Raw genomic sequence first — 12,890 nt, forward strand, 5'->3', positions numbered from 1 at the left:
CGTGGTCCGTCATGCGGCGGGGCTGGCGACCAGCGCGTCGGCCTGGCGAGCGCAGTCGAAGTCGGTGACCGACAGGCCGCCCACGTCGTGCGTGTTGAAGCGCACCACGCAGCGGTTGTAGTGCACCGACAGGTCGGGGTGGTGGTCCTGCGTGTGCGCCACGAAGGCCAGCGCGTTCACGAAGGCGATGGTCTCGAAGTAGTTGGCGAAGGTGAAGGTCTTCTCGATGGCGACATTGGCGCCGTCGCCGGTGAGCTTCCAGCCGTCGAGCTTTGCGAGGCCCGAAACGATCTCGGTAGCGCTCAGCGACTTGCGGGGAGGAAGGTTCTTCCAGTCTTTGGGCTTGAACATGCTGCTCATGGTGGGCTTCGTCGAAGGGGAATGGGTCAGGCCGCCGTCATGCGCGCAAGGCGTTCGGAAGCCGGCGGATGCGAATAGTAGAACTTGACGAACACCGGGTCGGGCGTGAGCGTCGAAGCGTTGTCCTGGTAGAGCTTGAGCAGTGCGGCCGACAGGTCGGCCCCGCTGGTCTGCGCCACCGCATAGGCATCGGCTTCGAACTCGTGCTTGCGCGACAGCCGTGCGGGCAGTGGGGCAACGAAGAAGCCGAACACCGGCACGGCGGCCATGAACAGCAGCAGCGCCAGCGCGCTGTTGGGCGCCGTCATGTTGGGCTGCACGCCCAGGCCCGTGTAGAACCAGACCTGCGTCGACACCCAGCCCAGCAGCGCGAAGCCGGCCAGGCTCAGGGCGAACATCGCGACCAGCCGCTTCACGATGTGGCGATGCTTGAAGTGGCCCAACTCGTGCGCGAGCACGGCTTCTACCTCGCCCGCGTTGAGCTGGCGCAGCAGCGTGTCGTAGAACACCACGCGCTTGCTGGCGCCGAAGCCCGTGAAGTAGGCATTGGCGTGCGCGCTGCGCGTGCTGCCGTCCATCACGAAAAGGCCCTTGGCTGCGAAGCCGCAGCGCTTCATGAGAGCCGTCACGCGCTCCTTGAGCGTGGGGTCGTCGAGCGGCTTGAACTTGTTGAACAGGGGTGCGATGAAGGTCGGGTAGATCAGCATCAGCAGCAGGTTGAAGCCCATCCACGCGCCCCAGGCCCAGAGCCACCACAGCTGGCCGGCCGCGCCCATGAGCCAGAGGATCAGCGCCGCGATGGGCAGGCCGATCACCGCGCCCAGCAGCGTCGACTTGAGCGTGTCGGCGAGCCAGAGCTTCCAGGTCATCTTGTTGAAGCCGAAGCGCTCTTCGAGCCTGAAGGTCTGCCAGAGAGTGAAGGGCAGTTCGAGCAGTCCGCCGATGATTGCGAAGGCAGCCAACAGCGCCAGCTGCTGCACCATGCCGCCGCCGATCCACGCCAGCAGCAGCCTGTTGAGCGCGTCGAGTCCTCCGAGCAGGGTCCAGCCGAGCAGCAGCGTCGCGCTCCAGGCCATCTCGACCAGGCCGAAGCGGGCCTTTGCGATGGTGTAGTCGGCTGCCTTCTGGTGGGCGGCGAGGGTGATGGTCTGCGCGAAAGCGGCTGGCACGGCGCCGCGGTGAAGCGCCACATGGCGCACCTGCCGCGAGGCGAGCCAGAACTTCACGAGCAGGCCTGCAACCAGTGCGGCCGCAAAGGCCAGGGTGAAGATGAGCGAATAGGACATGAAGCAGTGAGTTTAGTCCTCGGTATCTGGCGCCGCGGGGCCTTCGACGACAATCCTGCGATGCCCGAATTCCTTGACCCGACGCCTCCCGCCGCAGTGCCCACCCTGAAGAAGAGCGACCAGAACCTGGTTTGGCTCGACTGCGAAATGAGCGGCCTCGACCCCGAGAAAGAGTTCCTGCTCGAAATCGCCGTGGTCGTCACCGGCCCCGACCTCACGCCCCGCATCGACGGCCCTGTTCTTGTCATCCACCAGAGCGACGCCGTGCTCGACGCCATGGATGCCTGGAACAAGGGCACCCATGGCCGCAGCGGCCTGATCGACAAAGTGAAGGCCTCGACCCTCGACGAAGCCGCCGCCGAGCAGCAACTGCTGGAATTCATCGCCAAGTACATTCCGCGCAGCGGCTCGCCCATGTGCGGCAACACCATCGGGCAGGACCGCCGCTTCCTGGTCAAGTACATGCCCAAGCTCGAGGCGTATTTCCACTACCGCAACCTCGACGTCAGCACGCTGAAAGAGCTGGCCAAGCGCTGGAAACCCACGGCCTACAACAGTTTCAAGAAGCAGCAGGCGCATACCGCGCTGGCGGACGTGCATGAATCCATTGAGGAACTGGCACACTACCGCGAGACCTTCCTGCGCCTCACGGATTGAGAAACCCGGGAATTAGGTAAAAACCCGAGTTCATGTCATAATCGCAGGCTTCGCTGATCGGGCGGGTATTTCAAGCCCGGCCAGCGTCTCTTGCATCTCCCTATCTTGCACACCGCGCCCGATCGCATTCGCTGATCAAAAAGGGCCGCAGCCTTGGGCACCAGCCCGAAGTTGAATGTCGTTGGATGGTTGATGTTTTTAACCACCAACGGGGCGCCGCCTACGGCAGCGCTCGCGTTTGAGATTGATATTCATGACCGACGCTTTTGAAGCGCAGGGCGAGTTCGCGCCTGTGCAATCCGCTACCCATAACGAATTCACCGCTGTTTCGGACACCGTGTCCGAATCGCCCATCCTCGAAGCGCTGGATGCAGCCGCTCCCGAAGTGGCCGTGGCCGAAGAGCCCGCCCAGCCCAACGGCTTCATCAAGCTGGGCCTCGCGCCCGAGCTGATCGCCGCCGTGGCCGACCTGGGCTTCACCCAGCCCACGACCGTCCAGGAAAAGGTCATCCCGATCGCCATGGGCGAGCAAGAGGGCGCCGCCCAGACCGCTCGTTTCGTCGACCTGATGGTTTCGAGCCAGACCGGTTCGGGCAAGACTGCCGCCTTCCTGCTGCCCGTGCTGCACACGCTGCTGAAGCGCCAGGCCGAAGCCGAAGCCGAAGCCAAGGCCGAATTCCAGCGCCTCGCCGCCGAAGCCGCTGCCCGCGGCGAAGCCGTGCCGAAGAAGCCGAAGCGCAAGGACCCGACCAACGCCCGTCACTTCAAGCCCGCTACCCCCGGCGCGCTGATCCTGTGCCCGACGCGCGAACTCGCGCAGCAAGTCGCGCACGACGCCATCGAACTGGTTCGCCACTGCCGCGGCCTGCGCATCGCCAACGTGGTGGGCGGCATGCCCTACCAGCTCCAGATCGCCCGCCTGCAGAACGCCGACCTCGTCGTCGCCACGCCGGGCCGCCTGCTCGACCTGCAGCGCTCGTCGCAAATCAAGCTCGACCAAGTCAAGTTCCTGGTGGTCGACGAAGCCGACCGCATGCTCGACCTCGGTTTTGCCGATGACCTGGCCGAAGTCAACCAGCTCACCATCGAGCGCCAGCAGACGATGATGTTCAGCGCCACCTTCGCGCCGCGCATCCAGCAGCTGGCCCAGCGCGTGATGCGCGAGCCGCAGCGTGTGACCATCGACAGCCCGCAAGAAAAGCACGCGAACATCAAGCAAGTGCTGTTCTGGGCCGACAACAGCCAGCACAAGCGCAAGCTGCTGGACCACTGGCTGCGTGACACCACCATCAACCAGGCCATCGTGTTCGCGAGCACGCAGGTCGAGTGCGACGGCCTCGCCAACGACCTGCAGCAGGACGGCTTCAGCGCCGTGGCGCTGCACGGCGCCCTGAGCCAGGGCCTGCGCAACCGCCGCCTGATGGCACTGCGCCAGGGCCAGGTGCAGATCCTGGTGGCCACCGACGTTGCCGCCCGCGGCATCGACGTGCCGACCATCACCCACGTCTTCAACTTCGGCCTGCCGATGAAGGCCGAGGACTACACCCACCGCATCGGCCGCACCGGCCGTGCAGGCCGCGACGGCATTGCCGTCACGTTCGCCGAGTTCCGCGATCGCCGCAAGATCATGGACATCGAGCACTACAGCCGCCAGCAGTTCAAGGCCGAAGTGGTGCCGGGCATGGAACCGCAACAGCGCATGCCGCAATCGCGCCCGCCGCAAGGCGAGTTCCGCGGCGGCCGCGGCGACAATCATTCGCGTGACCGCAAGTTCGGCGGCGGCGGTCATCGCGGTGGCAATGGCGGCGGCTTCGGCGGCGGCAACAGCAACTACGCAGGCGCCAGCGGCTTCAACGACCGCGGCTCGCGTCCCCCGGCACCGCGCGGCGGTGGCTTCGGCGGCCAGGGCCACGGCCATGGCGGCGGTCACAACGCCGGCTTCGGCGGCGGCCGTGACGAAGGCGGCGGCTATGGTCGCAAGCCGGGTTGGGGCGACAGCGCCCCGCGCGGCGGCGGCAATGGTGGTGGCCGTGATTTCGCTCCCCGCGAAGGTTTCGCACCGCGTGAAGGCTTCGCGCCCCGCGGCAATGGCGCAGGCCATGGCGGCCAGGGCAAGGTGTTCGTGCCCCGCGACGCGCAGAAGCGCTCGTTCAAGCCCAGCCGCTGATCCTTGCCGAGCGGCCTGACAGCCGCCTCGTCTCCTCGAAAGCCCGCGCTTCTCACGAACGCGGGCTTTTTCATTTCGGGTTTCCGAGCGGTACGGTGTCGCTTGATTTTGATTGACACCTGAATCGATGAAAAGTAATGTAATGGCGCATTGCTTCCCCGGGTCCGTCCTGCGGCCGCCGGTTCATCGACACCTGCTTTTCGACTTTCGACATGAAAATTGCGATTCTTGGGGGTGGTCATGGCGCCTATGCGGCCGCCGCCGACCTGTCTGAAACCGGCCACGAGGTGCGCCTGTGGCGCCGCGATGCCGCCGCACTGGAGCCCGTCGTCCGCGCCGGCGCGATCACTCTGAAAGACGCCGAAGGCACCCGCGAGGTGCCCATTGCGCTGGCGACCGCCGACATCGGCACTGCCCTGAAGGGCGCCGAGCTGATCGTCATTCCCACGCCCGCCATCGCCCAGCACGACATCGCGCTCGCGATGGCGCCGCATCTGGTCGATGGCCAAGTCGTGTTCCTGCCGCCGGGCACCTTCGGCAGCTACGTGATGGCGAGGACGGTGAAGGAGGCCGGGAGCCGCGCCGACGTCGCCTGGGCCGAGACCGGCACCTTGCCGTACCTCGCGCGCAAGCACGGCGAACGCGAGGTGAACGTCACCATCCGCGCCATCCGCCTGCCGACCGGCATCTATCCGGCGCGCAAGGAGGCCGACGCGATCGAGGTGATCCGCAAGGCCTACCCGGCCGTGCACGGTTGCGGCGACGCGCTCTCGGGCGCATTGATGAACGCCGGCCCCGTCATCCATCCGCCGCTGATGGTGATGAACGCCGCGCCGCTGCAGCACTTCGAGCGCTGGGACATCCACAACGAAGGCACGCAGCGCGCTGTGCGCGATGTGACCGACCGGCTCGACCAGGAGCGCATCGCCGTGCGCGAAGCCTTCGGGCAGGGCGCGCCGCACTATCCGCTGGCCGACCATTACAACAACGACCAGTGGATGTACGGCGACGCGCACAAGCAGCTCGTGAAGTCGGGCGACTGGCGTGAGAACATCGACCTGCACACGCACCGCTACATCACCGAGGACACCGAACTCGGCCTCGCCTTCCTGGCTTCGGCCGCGCGCCATGCGGGCGTGGATGCGCCCATCGCCCATGGCCTGCTGGCCATCGTCGGCGGCTTTCTCGGCCGCGACCTTCGGCGCGGGCCTCGCACTTTCGAAAGCTTCGGCCTTGCCGGCCTGAGCGCCGCCCAACTCAAGCAGAGGCTGCACGATGGCGAATGAGGCCGTGCTCCCGCGCTTCGCGGCCGTCGGCGCGGGCCGCATGGGACGCGGCATCGCCATCGCGTTCGCCTATGCCGGCCGGCGCATCTCGCTGATCGACCTGCGCCCGCGCAGCGACGATGCGTGGCGTCGTTTGCGCGACGAGGCCAGGGCGGAGATCGAAGCCAGCCTTTCGGGTCTCGCCCAGCTTGGCGTGATCGATGCCTCGCAGGTCGAACGCGTCGCCGCGCGTATCGAATTCGTCAACGCTGCCGCCGCACCGCAGGTGCTCGCCGCCGCCGAACTCGTGTTCGAAGGCGTGCCCGAAACCATGGAGGCCAAGCGCGAGGCTTTCGAGCATCTCAACCGCCATTGCCGCGACGACGCCATCCTCACCTCGACCACCAGCAGCATCCTCGTGACGCAGCTGGCCGCACTCGTGCGGCTGCCAGAGCGCTTCCTCAACATGCACTGGCTCAACCCGGCCTACGTGATCCCGGTGGTGGAGCTCAGCTGCCATCCGGGCACCGATGCCACCGTGCTCGCGCGCACCAAGGCGCTGATGGAAGAGATCGGCAAGCTGCCCGTGGTCTGCGGCGCGTCGCCCGGCTACATCGTGCCGCGCCTGCAGGCGCTGGTAATGAACGAAGCCGCGCGAATGATCGAGGAGGGCTCCGCCACAGCCGAGGAGATCGACAAGGCCACGCGCTACGGCCTCGGCCTGCGCTTCGCGGCGCTCGGCGTGGTCGAGTTCATCGACTTCGGCGGCTGCGACATCCTGCATCACGCGAGCCGCGAGATGTCGGCTTCGCTCGATGCCGGCCGCTACACCGCGCCGGCCATCGTCGGGCGCATGGTCGAGCAGGGGCGGCTCGGCCTCAAGAGCGGCAGCGGCTTCTACGATTACGCGGGCCGCGACGTCGCAGCCTACCGGCGCGACGTGCTCTCGCGCACGCTCGGCGAACTGCGGCACGCGGGCCTGTGGCGCGCGCCGGCCGACGAGACCTTGCCATGAGCATCCGCCGCGCCTTTGCCGACCTGTCGGTGGGGCAGGTGCACTTTGCGGAATGCGGCGACCGCAGCGCGCCGGTGGTGCTGCTGCTGCACCAGTCGCCGCGCAGCTGGGCCGAGTACCGCGCCGTGCTGCCGTTGATCGGCGCGCAGCGCCGGGCCATTGCGATGGACACTGCCGGCTTCGGCGACTCCGCGGACGGCGGCGTGCCCGCGAGCATCGGGCAATGGGCGCGCGTGGCGTGCGAACTGCTGGACGTGTTGAACATCGCGCAGGCCGACGTGGTGGGCCACCACACCGGCGGCGTCGTGGCAGTGGAGCTTGCAGCCGCGTTTCCCGATCGCGTGCGCAGCCTGGTGCTGTCGTCGACGCCTTGCACCGACGAAGCTTTTCGCCGCGCGCGTGCGCGGCGCCCGCCCATCGATGAAGTCGCGCCAAGCGAAGATGGCTCCCATCTCGCTGCACTATGGCAGAAGCGCCAGAGCTTCTATCCACCGGGGCGGCCCGAACTGCTCGAAGCCTTCGTGCGCGATGCGTTGAAGGTCGAACGCGTCGAAGAGGGCCATCGCGCCGTCGCGTCGTACCGCATGGAAGAACGCATCGGCCTTGTCGCGCAGCCCACGCTGATCGTGCGCGCCACCGACGATCCGTTCGCGGCGCCGCATGCGGCGCAGCTGCGGCATCACTTGCCGCACGCGCGCATCGTCGACATCGAAGGCGGCATGGTGCCGCTGCCCGATCAGATGCCCGATACCTTCGCGCGCACGGTACTCGACTTTCTGGCGACGCTGCCATGAAGGCCGTGCGCGTCCACGGCTTCGATGCAGTCCCCGTGCTGGAAGAGGTGGCCGATCCCGTCGCAAGGCCGGGCCGCACTATCGTGCGCATGGAAGCCGCGACGGTCGGCCACATCGACCGCACCGTGTGGCGCGGCAGCTTCCTGCGGCATCCGCCGTTGCCTTACACGCCCGGCGTGGAGGCTGCGGGCACCGTCGTCGCGAGCGAACGTTACGACGTCGGCCAGCGCGTGTGGCTGCGCGGCGGCGGACTTGGCACGCTCTTCGATGGCACCTGGTGCGAACTTGTCGATGCGCCCGACGAAGCGTTGGGACTCTTGCCTGACGGCGTTCCGATGACGCTGGGTGCCGCGTTCTTTTCCCCATGCACCTCGGCCTGGGTGGCGCTGCACGACGTCGCGAAGCTGCGGCCCGGTGAACAGGTGCTGGTGACCGGCGCGAGCGGTGCCGTCGGCTCGCTAGTGATGCAGCTGGCAGGCAGCCTGGGCCGCGCAGCGACGGCCGTCGATGCGAATGCCGAAGCACCGCCCGCGGCCAGCGCCGACCTGCTCATCGACACCGTCGGCGGCGACGTCCTTGCGAAAGTCCTGCCTGCGGTGCGCCCCGGTGGGCGCGCGGTGCTGACCGGCTACACCGCCGGCCCGACGCTGCAGCTGGACATTGCACACTTCCTGCAACGCGATGTCGCGCTTCTGCCGCTCAATATGTTCCGGCGTGAATCGGCCGGCCGCGCCGCTGCCCCCGAGTTGCTCGCAAGGCTGGCCGACGGCCGCCTGCATCTGGACGTTCGGCCCTTCGCATTCGACGATGCGGCCGGCGCGCTCGACTGGATTGCGCAACGCGGCCACCGCGGACGGGCTGTTCTCGTGCCTCGCCTTTGACCAGCGAGGCGCGGAGACTCAGTCTTCTTCCGGCCCCTCGACCGGTACGTGCACATGCAGGTCGATCATCTGCCGCAGCGTCTGCTTGAGCTCTTCGGCGCGCCGCAGCCCGAAGGGTTCGAGCACGCGCCGCTCGTGGTCGCGCGCGAGTTCCATCAGATGCTCCACCGCCTTCAAGCCCTTGCGCGTGATGCGCACCAGCGTGATGCGGCGATCACTTTCATGGGGCAGGCGTTCGACCTGTCCGCGCGCTTCCATGCGGTCGAGCAGCCGCGTCACCGTCGGCTGCTTGGTGACAGTTACCTGTGCGAGCTGGCCGATGCTGATCGGCTCGCTGCCCGCAAGCGATGCCATCACGCGCCACTCCGACACGGAGAACCCCTGCTGCCGCGCGACCTCATGGAACTCCGAGGAAATCAATTGGCTGGCCTGTGCCAGCAGCGCCGGCAGGTAGTCGTCGACGAAGCGATGCGATTCGGTGGATGGATCTGGTTCAGCCATGAAGGCACCTCACAGTCGCCGCGGGCACGCGGCTTGCATGTCTAGGGTAATTCATGATTGTGGATACATTCATTTGTCAACATTATAGGAAGCGTGATGTGGCACCTGAAGCGCATCCTCCCACGCGAAGGAAGAAGGACCCCTAATGGCTGAGCGTTCGTTCGTCGAAGAAGTCAAGAAGCTGAGGCTTTCTGGCGGAGATGTCTTTCGTGGCGAGGGCATTCTGGCGGTCACCAAGGCCTTGCTCGAATCCGGAGTTTCCTATGTGGCGGGCTACCAGGGCGCGCCCATCTCGCACCTGATGGATGTGCTGGCCGACGCACAGGACATCCTTGCCGAGCAGGGTATCCGCTTCGAGAACAGTGCAAGCGAAGCCACTGCTGCCGCCACGCTTGCGGCGTCGGTCAACTACCCCTTGCGCGGCGCCGTCACCTTCAAGGCCACCGTGGGCACCAACGTGGCTTCCGACGCGTTGGCCAACCTGGCGTCGGGCGGCGTGACCGGCGGCGCGCTCATCATCGTGGGCGAGGACTACGGCGAGGGCTCGTCGATCATGCAGGAGCGCAGCCATGCGTTCGCCATGAAGTCGCAGATCTGGCTGCTCGACCCGAGGCCCAACCTGCCGAGCATCGTCGATGCGGTGAAGCAGGGCTTCGATCTCTCCGAAGCCAGCAACACGCCCGTGATGCTGCAGCTGCGCATCCGCGCTTGCCATGTGCACGGCCACTTCATCGCCGGCGACAACAAGCGCGCGAAGTTCACGCTCAAGGACGCACTCGAGAATCCGCAGCGCGACGTCGGGCGCATCGTGCTGCCGCCCGCGAGCTTCGTGCACGAGCAGGAGAAGGTGCGGGACCGCTGGCCCGCGGCCGTGCGCTTCATCGAGGAGCGCCAGCTCAACGAATTCTTCTCCGAAGACGCCGACGACATCGGCATCATCGTGCAGGGCGGCAGCTACAACACGCTGCTGCGCGCACTCGAGCGGCTCGGCCTGGCCGACGTGTACGGCAACACGCAGGTACCGCTCTACGTGATGAACGTGGCCTACCCGGTCATCGAGAGCGAGGTGATCCGCTTCTGCGAAGGCAAGCGCGCAGTGCTGGTCGTGGAAGAGGGCCAGCCCAACTTCGTCGAGCAGAACCTCGCGACCATCCTGCGCCAGGCCGGCTCCACCACCGCGCTGCATGGCAAGGACATGCTGCTCGTGGCCGGCGAGTACACCGCATCCGAACTGCTGAAGGGCGCACGCAGCTTCTGCGAGCGCTACGACCGGCTCGCGCCGCTGCCGGTGCCCGCCCCCGTGCGCAAGGTGATCCCTCTGGTGGAGGTCGCAGCGATCGGCGTCGATGCCGCGCCCGAGCCCGCACTGCCGTCCACGGCGCTGGGTGAAGTGGTCCACGCCCGTCCACCGGGCTTCTGCACCGGCTGCCCCGAGCGCCCCATCTTCAGCGCCATGAAGCTGGTCGAGCGCGAACTGGGCCCGCACCACGTGAGCGCAGACATCGGCTGCCACCTGTTCTCCATACTGCCGCCCTTCAACATCGGCAACACCACCATGGGCTACGGCCTCGGCGGCGCAGGTGCTTCCGCGCTCAACGCGCCGGCCGGCAAGCGCGCGATCTCGATGATGGGCGACGGCGGCTTCTGGCACAACGGCCTTACCAGCGGCGTGGCCAACGCGGTCTTCAACAAGAGCGACAACCTCACCATCGTCGTCGACAACAACTACACCTCGGCCACGGGCGGGCAGGACATCCTCTCGTCGAACGCCGTCAACAAGACGCGCAGCACCGGCCACGAAATCGAGCGCGCCGTGCGCGGCGTGGGCGTCGAGTGGGTCAAGACATTGCGCCGAACCTACGACGTCGCCGGCATGCGCGATGCGCTGAAAGAAGCGCTCACCACCAAGACCCGGGGCCCGAAGGTGCTGATCGCCCAGTCGGAATGCATGCTCAACAAGCAACGCCGCGAGAAGCCGCTGGTACGCAAGGCCATCGCCGACGGCAAGCGCATGGTGCGCGAGAAGTTCGGCGTCGACGCCGACACCTGCACCGGCGACCACTCGTGCATCCGCTTGTCGGGCTGCCCGTCGCTGTCGATCAAGCCCAACCCCGATCCGCTGCGCACCGACCCGGTCGCGACCGTGCTCGACAGCTGCGTGGGTTGCGGCGTGTGCGGCGAGGTTTCGCACGCCGCCGTGTTGTGCCCCTCGTTCTACAAGGCGCAGATCGTGAGCAACCCGAGCCGCTGGGACCTGCTGCGCGAGCGTGTGCGCGCTGCCGTCATCGGCTGGCTGCAGCGCGGCGAGGCTCGCCGCCGTGAAGCCTATGCCTTCTGAATGAGTCCCTCCATGCAAAGCGAAGACATTGCGTCGAAGTGCCAGGGATGCCGCGGAACCGGCTTTGCCGGGCCGCAGGTATCGTCCCCGGTAGGGGGTTGGCGGCTACACGAAGTGAGCAAGACTGGGGGGGAGCCATGAGCCCGATCAAGATCGCGATCCTCGCCATGGGCGGGGAGGGAGGCGGCGTTCTGGCCGACTGGATCGTCGACATGGGCGAGGCCAATGGCTACGTGGCGCAGACCACGTCGGTGCCAGGCGTGGCGCAGCGCACGGGCGCAACCATCTACTACGTCGAGCTCTATCCGAGCGCGCAGGCCGAGGCGGACGGCGGCCGACCCGTGCTCGCATTGATGCCATTGCCGGGCGATGTCGACGTGGTGCTGGCGTCGGAGCTTATGGAGGCCGGACGCGCAGTTCAGCGCGGGCTGGTCACGAACGACCGCACCACGCTGATCGCCTCCACGCACCGCGTGTTCTCGATCGCGGAGAAGAGTGCGCTGGGTGACGGCCGCGTCGACAGCGACCAGTTGCTCGCGCACACGGCGCGGGCCGCCAAGCGCTTCATCCGCTTCGACATGGCACAGGCGGCCGAGGCTTCGGGCAGCGTGATCAGCGCTGTGCTCTTTGGTGCGTTGGCAGGATCAGGCGTGCTGCCGTTCAGCCGTGCGCAGTTCGAGGCGACGATCGAACGCGGCGGCGTAGGTGTGAAGCCCAGCCTCAAGGCCTTCGGTGCCGCATTCGCCCGCGCGCAGGGCGGCGACGACGGCGAGCCGGTGAAAGAGGCCCCGCTCGCCACGCCGGCACCGCAACCCCGCCACCCGGCCGTGCGTGCCTTGGTCGAGCGCGTACAGCGTGACTTTCCGGCTGCCGCGCAAGACTTCCTGCTCGAAGGCGTGCGCCGCCTCATCGACTACCAGGACCCGGCCTACGCCGGCCTGTACCTCGACCGCATGGCGGCCTTGCCGGCCGGCGACCACCGGCTGCTGCGTGAAACCGCGCGCCATCTTGCGCTCTGGATGTCCTACGAAGACACCGCCCGCGTCGCGGCCCTGAAGACCCGCGCGACCCGCTTCGAGCGCGTGCGAGGCGAGGCGCGGGTGCAGCCGGGCCAGGTGCTGGCCATCAACGAATACATGCACCCACGCCTGCAGGAAATCTGCGAGACGCTGCCGGGTGGCATCGGCCGCTGGCTCATGGATTCGACGCTGCCGAAGAAGCTCGTCGAGCGCTTCACGCAGCACGGCCGCGTGATCCGGACCAGCTCGCTGCGCGGCTACCTGATGTTGCGCACGGTGGCAGCCATGAAGCGCTGGCGCCTGTCGACGATGCGCTATGCCGAAGAGAACCGCCGCATCGAGGAATGGCTGCTGCGCATCGCCGCGACTGCGCAGCGCAACCCGGAGCTCGCCGTCGAACTCGCGCAGTGCCAGCGGCTCGTGAAGGGCTACAGCGACACGCACGAGCGCGGCGTTCGCAACTACGACACCGTGATGCGTGCCGTCGAGCGCGCCGGCGCGGGGCTGGCACCGGCCACGCTGCGCGAACTGCGCGACTCGGCACTGGCCGACGAACACGGCCACAAGCTGCAGGCTGCACTGGCGCTGCACGCACTGGCCTGACGAA

Annotated in this window: 11 protein-coding genes; 8 read left to right on the forward strand and 3 right to left on the reverse strand. The window is 67.2% G+C overall.

The window, feature by feature from the left end:
* Nucleotides 1-9: 9 nt before the first annotated feature.
* On the reverse strand, nucleotides 10-360 hold the full coding sequence (locus tag ACEN9N_RS03350; RefSeq protein ID WP_007831287.1) for a 4a-hydroxytetrahydrobiopterin dehydratase: 351 nt from the start codon (nucleotides 358-360) through the stop codon (nucleotides 10-12).
* A 26-nt stretch (nucleotides 361-386) separates the two neighbouring features.
* On the reverse strand, nucleotides 387-1,646 hold the full coding sequence (locus tag ACEN9N_RS03355) for a M48 family metallopeptidase (RefSeq protein WP_413313467.1): 1,260 nt from the start codon (nucleotides 1,644-1,646) through the stop codon (nucleotides 387-389).
* Between the two features lie 60 nt (nucleotides 1,647-1,706).
* On the opposite strand from ACEN9N_RS03355, the gene orn reads away from it, so the two are divergent.
* From orn to ACEN9N_RS03385, 6 genes are all read left to right on the forward strand, one after another.
* On the forward strand, nucleotides 1,707-2,303 hold the full coding sequence (gene orn / locus ACEN9N_RS03360) for an oligoribonuclease (RefSeq protein WP_042673080.1): 597 nt from the start codon (nucleotides 1,707-1,709) through the stop codon (nucleotides 2,301-2,303).
* A 253-nt stretch (nucleotides 2,304-2,556) separates the two neighbouring features.
* Nucleotides 2,557-4,470: a DEAD/DEAH box helicase gene (locus tag ACEN9N_RS03365; protein ID WP_495655349.1), complete on the forward strand. Its 1,914-nt coding sequence runs from the start codon at nucleotides 2,557-2,559 to the stop codon at nucleotides 4,468-4,470.
* A gap of 212 nt (nucleotides 4,471-4,682) precedes the next feature.
* A complete protein-coding gene (locus tag ACEN9N_RS03370; protein ID WP_495655350.1) occupies nucleotides 4,683-5,756 on the forward strand; it encodes an NAD/NADP octopine/nopaline dehydrogenase family protein in 1,074 nt (357 codons plus the stop codon).
* Entirely contained in the window at nucleotides 5,746-6,750 is a 1,005-nt protein-coding gene (locus ACEN9N_RS03375; protein WP_007831273.1) for a 3-hydroxybutyryl-CoA dehydrogenase, read from the forward strand. The genes ACEN9N_RS03370 and ACEN9N_RS03375 overlap by 11 nt, the downstream gene beginning before the upstream one ends.
* Nucleotides 6,747-7,544 carry an alpha/beta fold hydrolase gene (locus tag ACEN9N_RS03380; RefSeq protein WP_495655351.1) on the forward strand — a complete coding sequence of 266 codons (798 nt, stop codon included), beginning with the start codon at nucleotides 6,747-6,749 and terminating at the stop codon, nucleotides 7,542-7,544. The genes ACEN9N_RS03375 and ACEN9N_RS03380 overlap by 4 nt, the downstream gene beginning before the upstream one ends.
* Nucleotides 7,541-8,425 (forward strand): quinone oxidoreductase family protein, encoded by an 885-nt coding sequence (locus ACEN9N_RS03385; protein WP_495655352.1) that lies wholly within the window; start codon nucleotides 7,541-7,543, stop codon nucleotides 8,423-8,425. The genes ACEN9N_RS03380 and ACEN9N_RS03385 overlap by 4 nt, the downstream gene beginning before the upstream one ends.
* Nucleotides 8,426-8,443: 18 nt before the next feature.
* Here ACEN9N_RS03385 and ACEN9N_RS03390 read toward each other — a convergent pair whose 3' ends face one another.
* A complete protein-coding gene (locus tag ACEN9N_RS03390; protein ID WP_007831268.1) occupies nucleotides 8,444-8,926 on the reverse strand; it encodes a MarR family winged helix-turn-helix transcriptional regulator in 483 nt (160 codons plus the stop codon).
* Nucleotides 8,927-9,071: 145 nt separating this feature from the next.
* On the opposite strand from ACEN9N_RS03390, the gene ACEN9N_RS03395 reads away from it, so the two are divergent.
* Both ACEN9N_RS03395 and ACEN9N_RS03400 read left to right on the forward strand, forming a co-directional pair.
* Nucleotides 9,072-11,264 (forward strand): thiamine pyrophosphate-dependent enzyme, encoded by a 2,193-nt coding sequence (locus ACEN9N_RS03395; protein WP_413313458.1) that lies wholly within the window; start codon nucleotides 9,072-9,074, stop codon nucleotides 11,262-11,264.
* 137 nt (nucleotides 11,265-11,401) lie between these two features.
* On the forward strand, nucleotides 11,402-12,886 hold the full coding sequence (locus tag ACEN9N_RS03400) for an indolepyruvate oxidoreductase subunit beta family protein (RefSeq protein WP_495655353.1): 1,485 nt from the start codon (nucleotides 11,402-11,404) through the stop codon (nucleotides 12,884-12,886).
* Nucleotides 12,887-12,890 lie beyond the last annotated feature (4 nt).

It is taken from the genome of Variovorax sp. Varisp46 (assembly GCF_059491885.1).

What these genes read in the sequence shown, in the direction of transcription:
- orn (WP_042673080.1), top strand. Translation starts at nt 1,707, where the DNA reads ATGCCCGAATTCCTTGACCCGACGCCTCCCGCCGCAGTGCCCACCCTG.
- ACEN9N_RS03375 (WP_007831273.1), top strand. Translation starts at nt 5,746, where the DNA reads ATGGCGAATGAGGCCGTGCTCCCGCGCTTCGCGGCCGTCGGCGCGGGC.
- ACEN9N_RS03365 (WP_495655349.1), top strand. Translation starts at nt 2,557, where the DNA reads ATGACCGACGCTTTTGAAGCGCAGGGCGAGTTCGCGCCTGTGCAATCC.
- ACEN9N_RS03400 (WP_495655353.1), top strand. Translation starts at nt 11,402, where the DNA reads ATGAGCCCGATCAAGATCGCGATCCTCGCCATGGGCGGGGAGGGAGGC.
- ACEN9N_RS03350 (WP_007831287.1), bottom strand. Translation starts at nt 360, where the DNA reads ATGAGCAGCATGTTCAAGCCCAAAGACTGGAAGAACCTTCCTCCCCGC.
- ACEN9N_RS03385 (WP_495655352.1), top strand. Translation starts at nt 7,541, where the DNA reads ATGAAGGCCGTGCGCGTCCACGGCTTCGATGCAGTCCCCGTGCTGGAA.
- ACEN9N_RS03395 (WP_413313458.1), top strand. Translation starts at nt 9,072, where the DNA reads ATGGCTGAGCGTTCGTTCGTCGAAGAAGTCAAGAAGCTGAGGCTTTCT.
- ACEN9N_RS03380 (WP_495655351.1), top strand. Translation starts at nt 6,747, where the DNA reads ATGAGCATCCGCCGCGCCTTTGCCGACCTGTCGGTGGGGCAGGTGCAC.
- ACEN9N_RS03390 (WP_007831268.1), bottom strand. Translation starts at nt 8,926, where the DNA reads ATGGCTGAACCAGATCCATCCACCGAATCGCATCGCTTCGTCGACGAC.
- ACEN9N_RS03370 (WP_495655350.1), top strand. Translation starts at nt 4,683, where the DNA reads ATGAAAATTGCGATTCTTGGGGGTGGTCATGGCGCCTATGCGGCCGCC.
- ACEN9N_RS03355 (WP_413313467.1), bottom strand. Translation starts at nt 1,646, where the DNA reads ATGTCCTATTCGCTCATCTTCACCCTGGCCTTTGCGGCCGCACTGGTT.